The sequence below is a fragment of the Vibrio sp. 1069 genome, assembly GCF_033340555.1.
Genome location: NZ_JAWOWP010000001.1, coordinates 37,078 through 55,880 on the forward strand (window position 1 = coordinate 37,078; position 18,803 = coordinate 55,880).

The window sequence follows — 18,803 nt, forward strand, 5'->3', positions numbered from 1 at the left end:
GAGCGCTCCCTGTTCACTCAACAAACAAAGAGAAATAGGGCACTGATTATCGCTAACTGAATGAAGTTATCAAGTTTAGCTGATTTGTCCTTGAACTTTTTGCCCTAAATACAGACTTATTGCATGTCGTTGACAAATTTAGCGATTCTCTTGTCTTCTTAATGAGAAGAGTAAGGTAAGATAATCCGCTAAAGCTTTATATCAAAACAACCAGTTGGTTTGTCTTATATGTATCATCCTATCTCATTGTTTATTGGCTTAAGGTATCTTCGGGGACGCTCTGGAGATAGGTTCAGCCGATTTGTTTCTTATATGTCGACGGCGGGTATTACGATCGGTGTAATGGCGTTGGTGACGGTTCTTTCTGTGATGAACGGGTTTGAATCGCAGTTAAAAGAACGCATTTTAGGTGTGCTACCTCATGCCGTTGTTTCGCAACACGATGGAAAAACGCCTATGACCGAGTCTGCCCCTCCATTTGTTCAAGCGATGTCGAGTGAATCTCAGCCGGAGCCTATCGTTAGAGGAGAGGCTGTTATTCAGAGTTCTGCACAGCTGACGGCTGGTTACCTCATCGGTATTGAACCTAAGAAAGGCGATCCGATTAGCAACCATTTGATTGCCGGACGATTATCGTCACTTCAAGCAGGTGACTACAATGTATTTTTGGGTCACAGTTTGGCGCGTTCACTAAAGGTCTCAATCGGGGATAAAGTGCGCTTGATGGTGACCAACGCAACGCAGTTTACCCCACTTGGCCGTATTCCTAGCCAGCGAAACTTTACTGTCTCAGGCATTTTCAATACGGGATCGGACGTTGATGGTCAATTAATGATTGTGAACATGACGGATGCATCTAAGCTGATGCGTTTCCCTAAAGACACGGTTTCTGGTTGGCGTGTCTTTTTCTCTGACCCATTTATGGTGACGGATTTTGCTGACCAACCCATGCCTGATGGATGGGAATGGAGTGATTGGCGCGAACAGCGTGGTGAGCTTTTCCAAGCGGTGAAAATGGAAAAGAACATGATGGGACTTATGCTAGGTCTAATTGTGGGTGTCGCTGCATTCAATATTATCTCCGCTTTAATCATGGTGGTAATGGAGAAGCAATCAGAAGTCGCAATATTGAAAACTCAAGGCATGACTCAATCTCATGTGATGACCATTTTCATGGTGCAAGGTGCAAGCAGTGGTGTAATTGGCGCGATTGTTGGTGGCGCTGCGGGCGTGATCTTGTCACTTAATCTAAATGCGATTCTTGAATCTGCTGGTGTGGCGCTATTCAGCTTTGGTGGTCATCTACCCATCTTGATTGATTCACTGCAAATTCTTTTAGTGGTGGTATTGGCGATTGCTCTTAGCCTTGCTGCTACGTTTTATCCTTCTTATCGAGCATCTTCTGTTAAACCTGCTGAGGCACTTCGCTATGAATAAGCTATTAGAATGTCGTGATATTCGTAAAGTCTACCGAGAGGGTTCGTTAGATACGGAAGTGTTGAAAGGCGTAAGTTTCGATATCGACAAAGGGGAGTTGGTTTCTATTGTTGGCTCTTCTGGTTCGGGAAAAAGTACCTTATTGCATATTTTAGGTGCGTTAGATGACGCAACTCATGGTGAAGTTGATTTTCTAGGGCAAAACCTATCAGCTTTGAGCTCGAACAAACAGGCGGCATTACGCAACAAGCACCTTGGTTTTGTATACCAGTTTCATCACTTGTTGGCTGACTTTACTGCGCTTGAAAATGTGGCGATGCCACTGATGATTGGTGGTGCTAAAGTAGCGGATGCAAAACAGGCGGCTAAAGCGCTGTTAGATAAAGTTGGTTTGAGTCATCGGATGCAACATAGACCCTCCGAGTTATCGGGCGGTGAGCGTCAGCGTGTTGCGATTGCGCGTGCATTGGTGAATAAACCTGATCTGGTCTTGGCTGATGAACCTACGGGGAACTTAGATCACAATACGGCACTGTCTATCTATGATTTGATGCGCGAGCTCAATAAAGAGTCAAACATTGCATTTTTGGTTGTCACGCATGACAAAGAGCTGGCAGCAAAAATGGATCGTCAAATGCACATGCAAGATGGTTTGCTCGTAGATCGTTTTGTGACTGATACAGCATCTGCGGAGGGCTAGTTTTGTTTACCTCTTTAGCTTTGATGATTGGTGGTCGCTTCAGTCGAGCGAAAAAGCGCAACAAGATGGTGTCTTTCATATCGCTTTCTTCGACTATTGGTATTGCGGTTGGCGTTGCTGTGATCATTATCGGTTTGTCTGCAATGAATGGCTTTGAGCGCGAGCTGCAATCGCGTGTGTTGTCTGTGATCCCACACGGCGAGTTAGAAGGTGTTAATGGACCACTTCAGGACTACACCAAAACGATGAATCAAGCTCTAAAACATGAACATGTTGTTGCGGCAGCACCGTATGTTCGTTTTACGGGTTTGGCAGAAAAAGGCAGTAAGCTAAAAGCGATAGAAGTTCGTGGTGTAGAGCCTACTTTCGAGCAAGCGGTGTCGAGCTTGTCGAATTTTATTGACCAAGCTGCTTGGCAAAACTTTTATGCTGGTCAGCAGCAAGTGATCTTAGGCCGAGGTGTAGCAAACGAGCTAAATGTCGCCGTGGGGGATTACGTTACGTTGATGATTCCGCAAACAGGCGGCGCAAATAAAGTGCAGGCTCCTAAGCGTGTGCGCGTGAAAGTGTCAGGGTTCTTAACGTTGAATGGCCAAATCGACCACTCTCTAGCGTTAGTACCATTAGCGGATGCTCAGCAATACGCGAGGTTAGGGGAAGGGGTCACTGGCATCTCACTAAAAACGGACGATGTTCTCAATGCGCCTTCTATTGTTCGCGAGGTTGGTAGCATGGTTGATGTTTACGTGTATTTGAAAAGCTGGCAGCAAAAGTTTGGTTTTTTGTATCGCGATATTCAGCTCGTGCGCACCATTATGTACTTGGTGATGGTACTGGTGATTGGCGTGGCATGTTTTAATATTGTGTCTACGTTGATGATGGCAGTGAAAGACCGAGCGGCGGAAATTGCAATTTTGCGAACAATGGGAGCAAAAGATAGCCTAATCAAACGGATCTTTGTTTGGCAAGGTGTATTCTCTGGTGTATTTGGCAGTCTCGTCGGCAGTGTTATCGGTGTCTTAGTGGCGTTAAACCTGACTCCGTTAATTAAAGGGTTAGAGAGCTTAATTGGTCATCAGTTTTTATCGGGTGATATTTACTTTGTTGACTTCTTACCATCACAACTACACTGGCCAGATGTGGCATTGGTGTCAGTGACGGCGATAGTGCTTAGTTTACTTGCTACGTGGTATCCTGCTTCTCGTGCCGCAAGGTTGAATCCGGCGGCTGTACTGAGTTCTAAATAGCTGATTGTTTTACAATATGCGAAATACAAAAAAGGACCGAATTCGGTCCTTTTTTGTATTTATCCGACTTGAGTAACATCGCGTTTCATTCTAACTGTTAGATGCCCCTCAACTGATAGCTCAAATGCTGATTTTTACGCAGTAAGGTCTTATCTTATTTTGCGTTTTTGCCAGCTCCGTACCACGGAGTAGCGCCAAAGCCCTCGAATTCCGAAGTAGCCAATAATCGCGGATACAACCCCACAAATTGCGCAGCCCAATAGAAATGGAGGTCCAATGGTGCTCATTTGCTGCATGATGAATTCCCACGATAGTTCAAAGTGAAAAGGTTGCGGGGGAAGACGCATCACTAGAGCACCTAGCTTGTACGCAAAGTAAAATAGCACAGGCATAGTGATAGGGTTGCTGATCCATACCAAAGCGACGGAGAGGGGCAGATTGACACCCAACATAATGGCCAAACCAGCGGCCATGATCATTTGGCTCGGCAGCGGAACAAAAGCCATAAATAACCCGACAGCAAAAGCCCCTGATGCCGAGCGGCGGTTTAAGCACCACAAGTTTGGGTTGTACAACACATTGCCGAAGACCTTCAATGCTTTTTGGCGTTTGATCAATTCATGATCTGGCATGAAGCGTTTTATCAGCTTTCTAGGCATAGGACAGCATGACTCTCTCAGAAAAAAGTTGGACCTTGGCGTTATTTGTAGCGAGCGTAATCTCGTCAGCTTGGTGGCCGACAATACCAGATTGGCGTTGGTTGCTGCTGGGAATAATAACCACTGGCTCAATAATCAAATTACGTCGTGGCTTAATTAGCATAGGCGCAATTGCGGGCTTTATGGTTGTCATCGTCCACGGCAATGTATTGGAGTCTCAGAGACAAGCCCTTTTTCAAGCAGGGGAGAATATTACCATAATTGGTAAAGTTGACAGCCCTTTTACGCAAATAAGTCACGGTTATGAAGGTATTGTTGCTATAGAAGCGGTAAATTCTCAAACTCTGTTACCTTTTCTTAAACCTAAAATCCGTCTTATTACGCCTTTTCCACTCGATGTTAACAGTGAGTTTACGACATCCATCTCGTTAAAGCCGATTACAGGTCTACGCAACGAAGCTGGCTTTGATGCTGAAAAGCACGCGATGGGTAAAAATATTATCGCCCGAGCGGTTGTTAACAAAGACGCTCAGTGGATTGTTCGTTCTAATGTATCTCTGCGTCAATCCATTATTGCCGATGTCGCTGATGATGTGTCTTCCCTTCATCATTTCTCGTTAATAAGTGCGTTAGTTTTTGCTGACCGTTCTTGGTTGTCTAAGGAAGATTGGCAAGCGCTCAGGGACAGTGGTTTACTGCATTTGGTCTCCATTTCTGGTTTACATATTGGTATGGCGTTTACTTTTGGGCTAGTCGTGGGCGGTACCGTTCGTTATCTATTACCCCAATACCAGTTGTTGCCTAGCTTATATGGGCTGATCTTCGCTGTTGCCTACGCTTGGTTAGCGGATTTCTCTCTGCCTACTACGCGAGCAGTGTCGGTATGCGTTGTTTACGTTCTCCTGAAGTATACTCTGGTGCACTGGACTTCTTGGCGAGTTCTTTTGCTTGCAGTATCTCTACAACTGCTTGTCCAACCTTTTGCATCCTACAGTATGAGCTTTTGGTTATCGTACCTCTCCGTTTGTGCGGTATTGTTCGCAATTAATTTGATTCGACATCAAAGGGGAGGTTGGAAAGCGCGATTAAAAGCGTTATTGCTTACTCAATTGATGTTGAGCGCTTTAATCGTACCTGTTAGTGGCCATTTCTTCTCCGGTTTTAGTTTGTCCTCAATAGCCTACAACTTGGTATTTATTCCTTGGTTCGGATTTATCGTTGTACCTTTGATGTTTCTAGCCCTGTTCTCATCTTTGTTTCTTGAAATGATAGCGAAGCCTCTGTGGCATTTGGTGGACTGGTCATTACAGCCATTGAGCACGTCAATACAGTACGCAGTAGGTTCTTGGCAACCCATTAGCATGGAAATGACAATGCTGGTTATGGTGATAGTGGTTTGCTTAATATTTCAACGGTTCATGTCTCAGTACGCGTGGTATTTGTTACTCGGCATCGTTATTAGTATCAAGTTTGCAGCGGAGTATGAACCGCATTGGCGTATCGATGTATTAGATGTAGGTCATGGCCTTGCAGTGGTTGTAGAAAAAGACGACAAGGTGTTGCTGTATGACACTGGTAAAGCATGGCAAAGCGGCAGTATCGCAGAGCAGGTCGTCACTCCGGTTTTGCATCAACGAGGTTATGAAAGCATAGATACACTGATTCTAAGCCATTCCGATAATGATCACGCAGGCGGCCGCTTTTTCATTGAAGATGCCTTTTCTCCACAGCGTAAACTTAGTAGTCAATTCTTTATCGAATATGAGCCTTGCACTAGAGGCGACCAATGGAAATGGCAAGGATTAAACATGGAAGTGCTCTGGCCTCCTGCACTTGTTCAACGTGCGTATAATCCGCACTCCTGTGTATTACGACTTACTGACCCTATTTCTAACTTTAGTATGCTTTTTACTGGTGATATTGAGGCCATTAGCGAGTGGATTTTGCTTAGAGAACCCGGAAAGTTACAAAGCGATGTGATGCTAGTCCCTCACCACGGGAGTAAAAGTTCATCGAATCCTCGATTTATTGAGGCGGTGAGCCCGAGTGTGGCGGTTGCTTCTTTAGCAAAAAACAATCGATGGGGAATGCCAGCGGAAAGTGTCGTTGCTTCATACCGAAAACTTGGCGTCACTTGGCTTGATACTGGTGAGGGTGGTCAGGTAAGCTTCTTTATTCACCGTGATAATTGGCGCTCAGAAACCAAACGTAGCGATACATTTGAGCCTTGGTATAGGCAGATGCTGCGTAAGGGAGTAGAATGAGAGTCTTAATGTAAGAAAATAAAGCACTTCTATGTCGATAAATACTGATGAAACGACTTGGCAGACGTTTAAGCGTCTATGGCAATTTATTCGCCTTTATAAGTCAGGTCTTGTCGTTGCAGTCATTGCATTAGTTATTAATGCCATATCAGATACCTATATGATTTCCCTGCTAAAACCACTACTCGATGAAGGTTTTGGGAACGCTGAATCTGATTTTTTACGCACGCTTCCATTGATTATTTTTGCCATGATGTTCATCCGTGGCATAAGTGGATTTGTCTCCACCTATTGTTTGAGCTGGGTATCTGGCAACGTAGTTATGCAAGTCCGTCGCATGGTGTTCAATCACTTTATGCATATGCCAGTGTCTTATTTTGATAAGGAAAAGACGGGCAACTTATTGTCGCGTATAACCTACGACTCAGAGCAAGTATCAGCGGCAACTAGCCAAGCGTTGGTGAGCATTGTCCGTGAAGGCGCAAGTATCATTGGTCTGTTAGTTTTGATGTTTTACAACAGCTGGCAATTGTCGCTAGTGCTGTTTGCTGTTGCTCCCGTTGTAGCATGGGGTATTGGTGTTGTTTCTAAACGTTTTAGAAAAATATCCAAAAATATGCAGACCATGATGGGTAACGTAACTGCATCAGCAGAGCAGATGCTGAAAGGCCATAAAGTTGTGTTGAGCTATGGCGGCCAAGACATCGAACGTAAACGATTTGAAAAAGTCAGCAACCAAATGCGTCAACAAAGCATGAAGTTGGTGACGGCTCAAGCGGCGGCTAACCCTATCATCCAAATGATTGCATCACTTGCAATTGTTGCCGTTCTTTATTTAGCAAGTATTGATTCGATTAAAGAGCAACTGACTCCAGGTACATTTACTGTTGTGTTCTCTGCAATGTTTGGTCTGATGCGCCCACTTAAAGCGCTGACTAACGTTACTTCTCAGTTCCAACGTGGTATGGCCGCGAGCCAAACGCTCTTCGCGTTAATTGACCTCGAGCCTGAGAAAAACGAAGGTAAGTTGACAGTTGAACGCGCAAATGGCGATGTTTCAGTTAAAAACGTAAGCTTTACTTACACTGGTGCAGAAAAACCAGCATTGGAAAATGTCAGCTTCGATATTCCAAGAGGAAAAACGGTGGCGCTAGTTGGCCGTTCTGGCTCAGGTAAAAGTACCATCGCGAACTTGTTCAACCGCTTCTATGATGTTGACAGTGGATCTATCACATTAGATGGGCATGATATTCGTGATTACGAGCTAAAGAATTTACGTAAGCAATTTGCACTAGTATCGCAAAATGTTCATTTGTTTAATGACACGATAGCAAACAATATTGCGTACGCAACGGATGGCCAATACGAGCGCAGTGATATCGAGAAAGCGGCAACACTCGCGCATGCGATGGAGTTCATCGGCAAAATGGATGATGGACTTGATACCATGATTGGTGAAAATGGTGCTAGCTTGTCTGGTGGTCAACGCCAACGTGTTGCGATTGCGCGAGCTCTATTGCGTGATGCTCCAGTGCTGATTCTTGATGAGGCAACTTCGGCTTTGGATACCGAATCCGAGCGAGCTATTCAAGCTGCACTTGATGAGCTGCAAAAAGATAAAACGGTACTTGTAATAGCGCACCGCTTATCCACAATCGAGAAAGCCGATGAAATTCTTGTGGTTGATGATGGTGCCATCATTGAACGTGGCAACCACGCTGAGCTTATTAAGAAAAATGGTGCGTATGCACAATTGCACCGTATTCAGTTTGGTGAATAAGCGCGGTGATTGAAAAAATCTGGTTTGAAAACCATCCAATAAAATACCTCTTGTGGCCGCTTTTGTGGCCACTGAGTTTATTATTTGGAGCGATAAGCAAGTCAAAGCGAAAGCAATACCAAACTGGCCGTAAGCAAGCTTATAATGCGCCAATACCTGTTGTTGTGGTTGGCAATATCACTGCTGGTGGCAATGGTAAAACACCAGTTGTTGTGTGGCTTGTTGAGCAACTACAGCAAATGGGCTTTAAGCCGGGGGTTGTTTCTCGTGGTTATGGGGCAAAGGCTCCTGTCTATCCGTTAGTGCTAAAAGAAGATACGCCAGCGAAGCATTGTGGCGATGAACCTAAGTTGATTCATCGCCGTACAGGAGCACCTGTTGCGGTAGATCCTGTGCGTTCAAATGCTGTGAAAGCACTGCTAGATTTGGATGTGGATATCATAATTACGGATGATGGATTACAACATTATGCGTTAGGCCGTGATATTGAGTTAGTGATTGTGGATGGGAATCGCCGGTTTGGGAATGAAAGCCTGATTCCATTAGGTCCTTTACGTGAAGGTATTGAGCGACTTAAAGAAGTCGACTTTATCATCACCAATGGCGGTCAAGCGCATACGGGCGAAATCGCAATGGCTTTAGCACCCTCTAAAGCTATTAATCTTAAGACTAAGCAACATGTGGATGTCTCGGAGTTGAAAGATCTCGTCGCATTTGCGGGCATTGGGCATCCTCCGCGTTTTTTTCATACACTAAACTCGATGAACGCAAATGTTAAAGTCACAAAAGGTTTTGCTGACCATCAAGACTTTGATCAACAAGAATTAGAAGCATTGGCTCAACAAGGGACCAATGTGATTATGACCGAGAAAGATGCCGTCAAGTGCAGCCATTATGCGCAAGATAATTGGTGGTATCTGCCTGTATCTGCCCAGTTTGAGTCAAACGATGCAGAGCAAATTTTAAATAGAATAAAAGAGGTTAAAGCGGCTTATGGATCACCGTCTACTTGAGATTGTAGCTTGCCCTGTTTGCAAAGGTAAGCTGACGTACGATAAAGATAATCAAGAGTTGATCTGCAAATTGGATCGCCTTGCTTACCCGATCAAAGAGGGTATTCCAGTTCTGCTAGAGCCTGAAGCTCGCACTATGAGCATGGATGAGGGACGCTAATGTCTTTTACGGTTGTCATCCCTTCGCGCTACGCATCGAGCCGTTTGCCTGGTAAACCGCTAGCGGATATTGGTGGTAAGCCTATGGTTCAGTGGGTTTATGAACAAGCGCTACAAGCGGGTGCGGAAGATGTCATCGTTGCAACTGATGACGAGCGTGTTGCGAAAGCGGTTTCGTCATTTGGTGGTAAAGTTTGTATGACCTCTCCCCACCACGAATCAGGTACGGAGCGTCTTGCCGAAGTTGTTGAAAAGATGGCTATTCCGTCAGACCACATTATTGTTAATGTGCAAGGGGATGAGCCTTTGATTCCGCCGTCCATCATTCGTCAGGTTGCTGATAACTTATCTGGGTGTGAAGCCCCGATGGCGACGTTAGCTGTAGAAATAGACTCGGAAGAGGAAGTGTTCAACCCGAACGCTGTTAAAGTTGTCGCAGATGAGCAAGGCTATGCGATGTACTTTAGTCGAGCAACCATCCCTTGGGATCGCGATAACTTTGCTAAACAAGACAAAACTATTGCCAACCCATTAATGCGTCATATTGGTATTTATGCTTATCGAGCTGGTTTCATTAATACGTATGTCAACTGGGCACCAAGTGCATTAGAGCAGATTGAGTGTCTTGAGCAACTGCGAGTGCTTTGGTACGGTGAAAAAATTCATGTGGCGGTAGCGAAAGAAGCACCAGCGGCAGGGGTTGATACGCCCGAAGACCTAGAAGCCGTGCGCGCGATTGTTGAGAAGCAAGCGTAACAAATGCTCATATAGATTTAAGAATAAACAAGGCTCCTGAATTAGGAGCCTTTTTGTTTTACTTGTATCGCGGTATTAGTTAAATGTTAGTGTCGTATTGGTTCCGTTTAGGGCAGGTCGCTAACACCTCTCGGTGACCGGTGTCTTTCACTTCTTGGAGAATGACATCAAAGCCCCATAATCGATACACGTGCTTTAGAACTTCTTCGTAACTATCATCAAGTGGGATGCGGTTGTGAGGAACGTACTGCAACGTAAGCGATCGATCACCACGGACATCGACATTGAACACCTGAATGTTTGGCTCAAGATTAGATAAGTTATACTGAGCGGCTAAGGTTTCTCTAATGCGTTTATAACCCATCTCATCGTGTATAGCAGCGACTTCAATAAAGTTCTTATGATCATCATCGTTGATCGCAAACAGCTTGAAATCACGCATTAATTTCGGAGAAAGGTATTGGCTAATAAAGCTTTCATCTTTGAAATTATGCATCGCGAAATGCACTGCATCTAACCAGTCGGTTCCTGCTAGGTCTGGAAACCACTCCTTGTCCTCATCAGTTGGTTCTTCGCAGATACGCTTAATATCTCGGAACATGGCAAAGCCTAACGCGTAGGGGTTAATGCCATTAAAGTAAGGACTGTTATAAGGCGGCTGAGCCACGACACTGGTGTGGCTATGTAAGAACTCTAGAATGAACTTTTCAGACACCAAGCCCTCATCATAAAGATGGTTGAGTATGGTATAGTGCCAGAACGTTGCCCAGCCCTCATTCATGACTTGCGTTTGTTTTTGCGGATAAAAATACTGACTGATCTTACGGACGATCCGAACAACTTCACGTTGCCACGGCTCTAGCAACGGCGCATGTTTTTCGAAGAAGTAGAGCAAGTTTTCCTGAGGCTCGCTTGGGAATCGCTCTTTAATGTCTTCCTCTTTCGTCTTGGCTGTTGGTACCGTGCGCCAAAGCTCATTAACTTGAGATTGTAGGTATGCTTCGCGTTCTTCTTGTCTTGCTTTTTCCTCTGTAATTGAGATTTTCTCTGGACGCTTGTAGCGGTCTACACCAAAGTTCATTAACGCGTGACAAGAGTCGAGCAGTTTTTCCACTTCTTTTACGCCATATCGTTCTTCACACTCGGCTAAATACTTTTTGGCGAACAGCAGATAGTCGATAATAGAGCTGGCGTCAGTCCACGTTTGGAATAGGTAATTACCTTTGAAAAAAGAGTTATGGCCGTAACACGCGTGCGCTATAACGAGTGCTTGCATTGTTACCGTATTTTCTTCCATCAAATAAGCAATACAAGGGTCGGAGTTAATCACAATCTCGTAGGCTAGCCCCATTTGACCATGTTTATAGTTCTGCTCTGTTTGAATGAATTTTTTACCAAATGACCAGTGGTTGTAATTGATTGGCATGCCGATACTTGAGTAGGCATCCATCATCTGTTCTGAAGTAATCACTTCTATTTGGTTAGGGTAAGTGTCTAGGCGATAATGCTCCGCGACACGCTTAATTTCTTTGTGGTATCGCTCTAACAGCTCAAAAGTCCAATCTGGTCCATCTGGCAACACTTTACTGTTACGCTTCTTAGGCGCCTCTCCTGAGAGGTTTCTCGTTGCGGTATTCATCGCTAGCCTCCTTACGCCGTTTCTTTTTGGAATAGTTCACGAAAGACTGGGAAAATATCCTCCACAGAGCGAATGTTTTTCATTGCGAAATTAGGAAATTCTTCAGTGAGTTTTTCGTACTCATGCCATAGAGTTTGGTGCGAGCGCCGTGTGATCTCTATGTAAGAGTAATACTGACAGTTTGGAAGTAATTTGTTCACTAACAGATCCCGGCATCTTGGCGAATCATCTGCCCAGTTGTCACCGTCGGATGCTTGAGCTGCATATATGTTCCACTGACCAATCGGGTATCGCTCTTTTACTATTTCATCCATTAACTTGAGCGCGCTAGATACAATGGTACCCCCGGTTTCTTGTGAGTAGAAAAATTCGTGCTCGTCCACTTCCTTCGCTTGGGTATGGTGGCGGATAAAGACGACTTCGACATTCTCGTAGGTACGAGTTAAGAACAAGTACAAAAGAACATAGAAGCGTTTTGCGATGTCTTTCGTTGCCTGATCCATAGAACCGGATACGTCCATTAGACAGAACATGACCGCTTGGCTCGATGGTACAGGGCGTTTCTCATAGTTCTTGAAGCGTAAGTCGAAGGTATCGATGAACGGCACGCTTTCGATTTTCTTGCGCAGTTCTTCAATTTCAGCCTTCAAGCGGTTCTCTTCAAACTGCTGAGCAGGCTCAATATTTTTGATGCGAGCAAGTTCGTCTTCTAGCTCTTTGAGAAGTCGTTTCTTACCAGCAGTCATTGCAGTACGGCGCGCAAGAGATTGTTGCAGAGAGCGTACTACGGCGATATTGGAAGGGATACCGGCAGTTTGAAAGCCTGCACGGTGTGTTTTCCATTCAGTGATTTTGGCAATTTGGTTTTTTTCTAGATTAGGCAGCTCGAGATCTTCAAACAAAATATCGAGGTACTCATCTTTTGATATTTGGAATACAAATTCGTCTTGGCCTTCTCCATCTGGACTGGCGTTCCCTTCTCCTGAGCCGCTACCCTGACCGCCACCTTTGGGACGCTCAATTTTATCACCAGTAATGAATTGATCGTTACCGGGATGAACTCGTTCGCGAACACCACCTTTGCCTTGATGAAATATAGGCTCATTGATGTCTTTGTGAGGGATAGAGACGTCTTCGCCCGTTTCCGTATTCGTAATCGAGCGTCGATTCACTGCGTCTGCTACCGACTCTTTTATTTGCTCTTTGTGGCGCTTCAAGAAGCGCTGTCGATTAACAGCGCTCTTGTTCTTGCCATTGAGCCTTCGGTCTATAAATTGCGCCATGAAATAGCCCTCTTCATGTTTCACAAGCGACCTAACTCAATACTGGGTTAGGATGACTTACGTACTCGTAGGTACCACTCAGAAAGTAGGCGAACCTGTTTCTCGGTATAGCCTTTTTCCATCATGCGAGCGACAAAGTCGTCGTGCTTCTTCTGATCTTCAGAAGAGGTTTTCGCATTAAATGAGATAACCGGAAGTAGCTCTTCGGTATTGGAGAACATTTTCTTCTCGATTACTGTGCGCAGTTTTTCGTAGCTGGTCCAAACCGGGTTTTGACCATTGTTATTCGCTTTCGCACGAAGCACAAAGTTAACGATTTCGTTTCGGAAATCTTTCGGGTTAGAAATACCAGCTGTTTTTTCGATCTTCTCTAGCTCAGCATTCAGTGAAGAGCGATCAAATAGCTGACCAGTTTCTGGATCTCGGTACTCTTGGTCTTGAATCCAGAAGTCTGCATAGGTGACATATCGGTCGAAGATGTTTTGGCCGTATTCAGAGTAAGACTCAAGATAAGCGGTCTGAATCTCTTTACCGATAAATTCAACGTATCGAGGTACTAGGTAGCCTTTCAAGAACTCGAGATATTTCTCTGCTGTTTCAGCAGGGAACTGTTCGCGCTCAACCTGTTGTTCAATCACATAGAATAGATGTACAGGGTTGGCTGCCACTTCGGTTTGGTCGAAGTTAAATACGCGTGACAAAATCTTAAAGGCAAAACGTGTTGAGAGACCGTTCATGCCTTCATCGACACCAGCATAATCACGATACTCTTGATAGCTTTTTGCCTTTGGATCCGTATCTTTCAGCGTTTCACCGTCGTATACGCGCATCTTAGAGAAGATGGACGAGTTTTCAGGCTCTTTAAGTCGAGAAAGAATACTGAATTGTGCCAGAGTCTCGAGCGTGCTTGGTGAACAAGGGGCTTGAGACAACTCACTGTTTTCAAGAAGTTTTTGGTAGATTTTGACTTCTTCTGAAACACGTAGACAGTAAGGTACTTTCACAATATAAACACGGTCCAAGAACGCTTCATTGTTCTTGTTGTTACGGAAGGTCTGCCACTCAGATTCGTTTGAGTGAGCCAGAATCATACCGTCGAATGGAATCGCAGAAAGGCCTTCTGTACCGTTGAAGTTGCCTTCTTGCGTTGCTGTTAACAGCGGGTGAAGCACTTTGATTGGTGCTTTGAACATCTCAACGAATTCCATTAAACCTTGGTTTGCTTTACACAGCGCACCGGAGTAGCTGTAAGCGTCTGGATCGTCTTGCGAATAGTGTTCAAGCTTACGAATATCGACTTTACCAACCAATGATGAGATATCTTGGTTGTTTTCATCGCCTGGTTCAGTTTTGGCAATACCGATTTGGTCAAGGATAGAAGGGCGTACTTTCACTACTTTAAATTTGGTGATATCACCACCAAACTCGTGAAGACGTTTAGCGGCCCAAGGAGACATGATCGAGCGAAGATAACGGTGCTCGATGCCATATTCTTTTTTCAAAATATCGCCATCTTCTGTGGCTTTGAATAGGCAGAATGGATGGTCATTCACTGGGCTGCGTTCGCCGTTAGCAGTAAGAACATAAATAGGCATCTGTTCCATCAGAGCCTTAAGCTTTTCTGCAAGCGAAGACTTACCACCACCTACAGGGCCGAGTAGGTAAAGAATCTGCTTACGCTCTTCTAGGCCTTGCGCCGCATGTTTTAGGTAAGACACAATTTGTTCTATGGCATCTTCCATGCCATAAAAGTCTTTAAAGGTTTCATAACGAGAGATAACACGATTCGAGAAGATTCGGCTTAGTCTCGGATCCTTTGCCGTATCGATTATCTCTGGTTCACCAATCGCCATCAGTAGGCGTTCTGCTGCATTAGCATAAGCGCTTTTGTCATCTTTACACAGGGCTAAAAACTCCTGTAACGACATCTCTTCATCTTTTGCAGCTTCATATCTTGATTGATAGTGGTCGAAAATACTCATGTCGCTTTCCCCTTTAATAGTCAGTCTACCGACGAACGTTGATTCAGGCTTTCCACCAACAGTTATGCTCGTTGTTGTTTGAATATACGTCCTGTTATCACATTTGGTTCGTACAGAATGTAAGATTGGCGACACCAAAGACTTTGCTTTATGGACGGTTTTTTCGTTACAACGGTGAGCGGTGGATATGAATTTTTCAATCACAGCCTTTCTCTACTTAAGCCTAGTCGGGGATTTGCAATTTTGCTTAACAATTATGAATTTATTGTAAAAGTGACATTTGAATCACTCTTTTATTAAGGACGAATTTATGTCGTGAATAGGTGCAATAGAAATCAAATATTTGGCAAAGACGGAAGAGTCTCAGTGATTCGTTGTTCTACATTGAGCAAGGTAAGTGAAAGAGGTAGGAAGAGAGCAAAGTCTTAGATAAGTTTGTGACAGGGTAAATAACAAGGAGAGCGGGCGCTCTCCTCATTCTTAGACGACCATTTTTATGCGCTGAAGATTTGCGCTAGTTCGTTTTCACATAAATGATACTGACGAGGGCAGTTACGCCAAGTTTGCAGCATACGGCGGTATTTATCTAGCATCGGCATTTGGCTGTTAAAGTGATGATCTGCCTTGTCAAACTGAGGGTACAAACCTTCAGAATCGATGAGAAAACGTACGTAATGTACTTGTTGCGCTTCTGAAGCGATATCAAATCCCAAGAACTTCAAGCGACGTTGATCCACGTTGCTACGATCTTCATCGTCTAGCATGTTGTAAGATTCTTGCATCGCATGATACATCTCCATAACGTCGATGATCTCACGACATTCTGCTTCTGAGAGGCAGCCGAAATCTTTGTTCAACTCTCGCATTTGTAGTTCATAACCACGTTCAACGATCGTTTGTAAGCGTTTGTATTTGGCCGCATTACTTGGATCAAGTTGAGACATAAGGTTGTATTGGTTTGATAGAATCAAACGTTGAGCGTTTGACATTTCCATGGTGACCTCACTAGATATCTAATACATTTTTAATGTGCTTAGGTTAACGCTTAAGACATGAGTGAAACATGATCTCAACACATATTTAATACTAAAAAATGGCAAGAACTGTCACTTTTGACCAGTTTCAAAACACTTATTTATGGTAATGATTGTATATGTAGTCTCGGTCTGAAAATACTCTCAGCCACTCTGGCTTGAATACGGTTAAAACCGCCAGTGCCATACCATTTAGTAGACCTTCAGGAAAGGCGAGCAACGGCACAAAAACAAAGTAGTTATGTTGAATGGTTTCCCAATCGTAGTGACCAACTGATAGGTGATAAAAAGAGTTAATGATGAGGTGCAGACTTCCTGTTATCGCGCCATTGAAAAATCCAGCAACGAAGATGAAAACAAAAATGTTTCGTGGTAAGTAGTGGTAACTCAGAAGAAACACTAAGTAACTAATGAAAATCGGAATTAGGGCAGATAGAACTAACGACGTGGGTAAGAGTAGCAAGGACACATCATGTAGTAGGTGGTTGACCAACATAGCGGGAATGCTGAGTAGAAATGCCATGCGCCAACCATACATCATCGTCAGCGTTGTTAGTGCAAGAAAATGAATCTGTAATCCTTCTTTTACACCTGCTTGAGCGGCCCATAAAATACTGAAAAAGAAGAGCGTTGCAAAAACGAGGTGCTGAAATCCTTTTTCTTTTTCCAGTTTGAGCCAAACGACTTTTTTCCAATCTGGTAGGCAGTAGACAGCTACTATCCAAATTGAGACAACAAGAGAGCCTAAGTTAAACAAATCCATGTTACTTCCTTCCTATGCGAACATGACGCAATCATTTCTATCGTTCTTTTTATACCTAAATGACCGCAGAGAAACTCACTGATAAGGCTTAGATATAATCAAAAAAATACCAGCAATAAGCTGGTATTTTAAAGAGGTTAGTCTTGCGGTTCACTTAGTATTTTACGTTATCGTTGTATTGAGCAAGAATGGATTGAATTTCATCCATGGTTTCTTTCGGTGGCGGGTTTACGCCTTCGAGTGGGTATTCTAAGCCTAACGCTTCCCACTTATGAGCCCCTAATTTGTGGTAAGGAAGTAACTCGACCTTTTCGATGTTATCCATGTCTTTAATAAATTCACCAAGCATGTGTGCTGCTTCTGGGTCATCTGTGTAACCAGGCACGACGACATAGCGAATCCATGTTTTCTTTCCGATTTTTTGCAAGTAACGAGCAAAGTCCAATGTGCGTCGGTTGGATACACCGATGAGATCTTGGTGCACTTCGTCTTTCATGTGTTTGATGTCAAGCATGACTAAGTCTGTTGCATCCAGTACTTCATCGATAACATCAGTGTGCTTACGAACATAACCGTTAGTATCTAGACATGTATGAATGCCTTCGGCTTTAGCAGCGCGGAAAAAATCACGTACGAATTCCGGTTGAAGCATCGCTTCGCCGCCAGAACAAGTAACGCCACCACCTGATGCATTCATGAAGTGGCGGTAACTTTTCGCTTCGGAAATGATTTCTTCAACCGTGACTTCTTTGCCATCATGCGTGTCCCAAGTATCGCGGTTATGGCAATACTTACAGCGCATTAAACAACCTTGCAAGAAGACGATAAATCGAATACCAGGTCCGTCTACGGTACCACATGACTCAAATGAGTGAATACGACCAGCTGTTGACATCTTTTGCTCTCATTACTAGTAAATTCTAGCTGTTATTTTATTACAAAAAGCAGGGTTAAAACAGCTTTGTCGGTACTAAAGGCAAGGTTATTTGAAGAAAGAAAATAGATGGAGCCAATCTACATAAACGCTTGAACACGAGGTGGTTAATACCTACCCCGAGAACTTGCCGTGTATCTAGATTGGCTTCGATACTGGGATAATCCAGTTTTTAGAAAAAGGCAAACACGGAGAACGAGCCTGTCCCATAAACATCGGTTTGGGCTTCTTCATAATCCGGTGTTTTAATCGTAAAGGTGATGCTTGCACCGTAATTTTGGTTGTACCAAGATACCCCCGCGACGGCACTTGCTTGCCAATTTTGCAGTGTGACGTCGTATGGCGCTGACGGTTCAGGAATGCCAGGACGATCTCCTTCGATAGTCATGTCATTAAAGCGGTAACGACCTTCAAACCCGGTGAACAAGAACCAACTCGACGTGTTCTGAGCGATCATACTTGCTGAGAAAGGGCTTTCGACACTGATATTGGCTGCTCCGATGCTATTCGCTAGGTTTGTACCCCAACGAAACATGACGCCTTGAGAGACATCACTACGGAAGTTACCCGCATTGATGTCGTTAATGTTGGTGATCTCCCATTGTGTTTTTTGTTCTTCGCTGCGCATCAATTTGTTAAATACGCGGTAACCAAGGCTGAACGCAACTTTATCTTCAATCTGGTAATCCCAACCTTGAGGGTCCGTCGATCCTGTTATGCCGTGAACGATTTCTTGCGCCTTTTCTGATAGCGAACTTTCACCCGTAGCTCCTATGGTGAAATTGTACCGTACAGCTTTGTCACTCGTTAGGGAAAGGTAGTTGATTTCGGTGTGTAGGTAACCGGCATATGGGCGATCATTGATTAGTGGATAATCGGCTTCAATGTCGCTTGGAGTCCACATTTTGTGGCCAAGAACCAACTCTATTTTATCGATATTGGCGTGCTCTGAGTTAGCTAGACTCAGCCATTTCCATTGGCTTTCTTGTGTCAGTTGGTCTGTCGCGTAAGAAAGGAAAACACCATTCGTATAGTCTTGATCGACGCCAAAAATACCATCGTTGTCGATGGTAAAAGAAACCGTAGACTTAGTGGATGCTATTGCAACTGGAGAAAGAAGGGTAAGAATAATTAATTTACTAAATCTCATAGA

At 44.1% G+C, this 18,803-nt stretch carries 16 protein-coding genes; 8 read left to right on the forward strand and 8 right to left on the reverse strand.

The features are described 5' to 3' along the window. Positions 1-228 precede the first annotated feature (228 nt). The 3 genes from lolC to lolE are packed head-to-tail and all read left to right on the forward strand — an operon-like array spanning position 229 to position 3,384. The gene (gene lolC / locus R7040_RS00160; protein ID WP_318081288.1) at positions 229-1,437 is read left to right on the forward strand and encodes a lipoprotein-releasing ABC transporter permease subunit LolC; all 1,209 of its coding nucleotides are present in this window, start codon (positions 229-231) and stop codon (positions 1,435-1,437) included. Next, positions 1,430-2,137 carry a lipoprotein-releasing ABC transporter ATP-binding protein LolD gene (gene lolD, locus R7040_RS00165; protein ID WP_005378457.1) on the forward strand — a complete coding sequence of 236 codons (708 nt, stop codon included), beginning with the start codon at positions 1,430-1,432 and terminating at the stop codon, positions 2,135-2,137. Before lolC ends, lolD begins: the two co-directional genes overlap by 8 nt. Before the next feature lie 2 nt (positions 2,138-2,139). Next, the gene (lolE, locus tag R7040_RS00170) at positions 2,140-3,384 is read left to right on the forward strand and encodes a lipoprotein-releasing ABC transporter permease subunit LolE (RefSeq protein WP_033905042.1); all 1,245 of its coding nucleotides are present in this window, start codon (positions 2,140-2,142) and stop codon (positions 3,382-3,384) included. 149 nt (positions 3,385-3,533) lie between these two features. Here the strand turns inward: lolE and R7040_RS00175 are convergent, their stop codons facing one another. After that, positions 3,534-4,043, reverse strand: coding sequence for a DUF2062 domain-containing protein (locus R7040_RS00175; RefSeq protein ID WP_005387834.1), 510 nt, complete (start codon positions 4,041-4,043; stop codon positions 3,534-3,536). 8 nt (positions 4,044-4,051) lie between these two features. Between R7040_RS00175 and R7040_RS00180 the strand changes: the two genes are divergently transcribed. The 5 genes from R7040_RS00180 to kdsB are packed head-to-tail and all read left to right on the forward strand — an operon-like array spanning position 4,052 to position 10,015. Further along, complete coding sequence (locus R7040_RS00180; RefSeq protein WP_115385843.1) at positions 4,052-6,307, forward strand: DNA internalization-related competence protein ComEC/Rec2; 2,256 nt, start codon at positions 4,052-4,054, stop codon at positions 6,305-6,307. Positions 6,308-6,338: 31 nt separating this feature from the next. Then, on the forward strand, positions 6,339-8,087 hold the full coding sequence (gene msbA / locus R7040_RS00185; protein WP_318094507.1) for a lipid A ABC transporter ATP-binding protein/permease MsbA: 1,749 nt from the start codon (positions 6,339-6,341) through the stop codon (positions 8,085-8,087). Between the two features lie 5 nt (positions 8,088-8,092). Continuing rightward, the gene (gene lpxK / locus R7040_RS00190; protein ID WP_064353741.1) at positions 8,093-9,100 is read left to right on the forward strand and encodes a tetraacyldisaccharide 4'-kinase; all 1,008 of its coding nucleotides are present in this window, start codon (positions 8,093-8,095) and stop codon (positions 9,098-9,100) included. Next, complete coding sequence (locus tag R7040_RS00195) at positions 9,081-9,260, forward strand: Trm112 family protein (protein WP_005378451.1); 180 nt, start codon at positions 9,081-9,083, stop codon at positions 9,258-9,260. Before lpxK ends, R7040_RS00195 begins: the two co-directional genes overlap by 20 nt. Continuing rightward, entirely contained in the window at positions 9,260-10,015 is a 756-nt protein-coding gene (gene kdsB, locus R7040_RS00200) for a 3-deoxy-manno-octulosonate cytidylyltransferase (protein ID WP_064353742.1), read from the forward strand. Before R7040_RS00195 ends, kdsB begins: the two co-directional genes overlap by 1 nt. Positions 10,016-10,094: 79 nt before the next feature. Here kdsB and R7040_RS00205 read toward each other — a convergent pair whose 3' ends face one another. From R7040_RS00205 to R7040_RS00235, 7 genes are all read right to left on the reverse strand, one after another. After that, entirely contained in the window at positions 10,095-11,654 is a 1,560-nt protein-coding gene (locus tag R7040_RS00205; protein WP_005378449.1) for a SpoVR family protein, read from the reverse strand. An 11-nt stretch (positions 11,655-11,665) separates the two neighbouring features. Next, complete coding sequence (locus R7040_RS00210) at positions 11,666-12,937, reverse strand: YeaH/YhbH family protein (RefSeq protein ID WP_005378448.1); 1,272 nt, start codon at positions 12,935-12,937, stop codon at positions 11,666-11,668. Between the two features lie 47 nt (positions 12,938-12,984). Continuing rightward, on the reverse strand, positions 12,985-14,919 hold the full coding sequence (locus R7040_RS00215) for a PrkA family serine protein kinase (RefSeq protein WP_005378447.1): 1,935 nt from the start codon (positions 14,917-14,919) through the stop codon (positions 12,985-12,987). 494 nt (positions 14,920-15,413) lie between these two features. Beyond that, positions 15,414-15,914 (reverse strand): YfbU family protein, encoded by a 501-nt coding sequence (locus tag R7040_RS00220; protein WP_005378446.1) that lies wholly within the window; start codon positions 15,912-15,914, stop codon positions 15,414-15,416. Between the two features lie 136 nt (positions 15,915-16,050). Then, on the reverse strand, positions 16,051-16,716 hold the full coding sequence (locus R7040_RS00225; protein ID WP_064353743.1) for an energy-coupling factor ABC transporter permease: 666 nt from the start codon (positions 16,714-16,716) through the stop codon (positions 16,051-16,053). Positions 16,717-16,870: 154 nt separating this feature from the next. After that, on the reverse strand, positions 16,871-17,611 hold the full coding sequence (gene pflA, locus R7040_RS00230) for a pyruvate formate lyase 1-activating protein (protein WP_005378444.1): 741 nt from the start codon (positions 17,609-17,611) through the stop codon (positions 16,871-16,873). Between the two features lie 211 nt (positions 17,612-17,822). Then, positions 17,823-18,800 carry a lipid A deacylase LpxR family protein gene (locus R7040_RS00235; protein ID WP_005387855.1) on the reverse strand — a complete coding sequence of 326 codons (978 nt, stop codon included), beginning with the start codon at positions 18,798-18,800 and terminating at the stop codon, positions 17,823-17,825. Between the last annotated feature and the right edge of the window lie 3 nt (positions 18,801-18,803).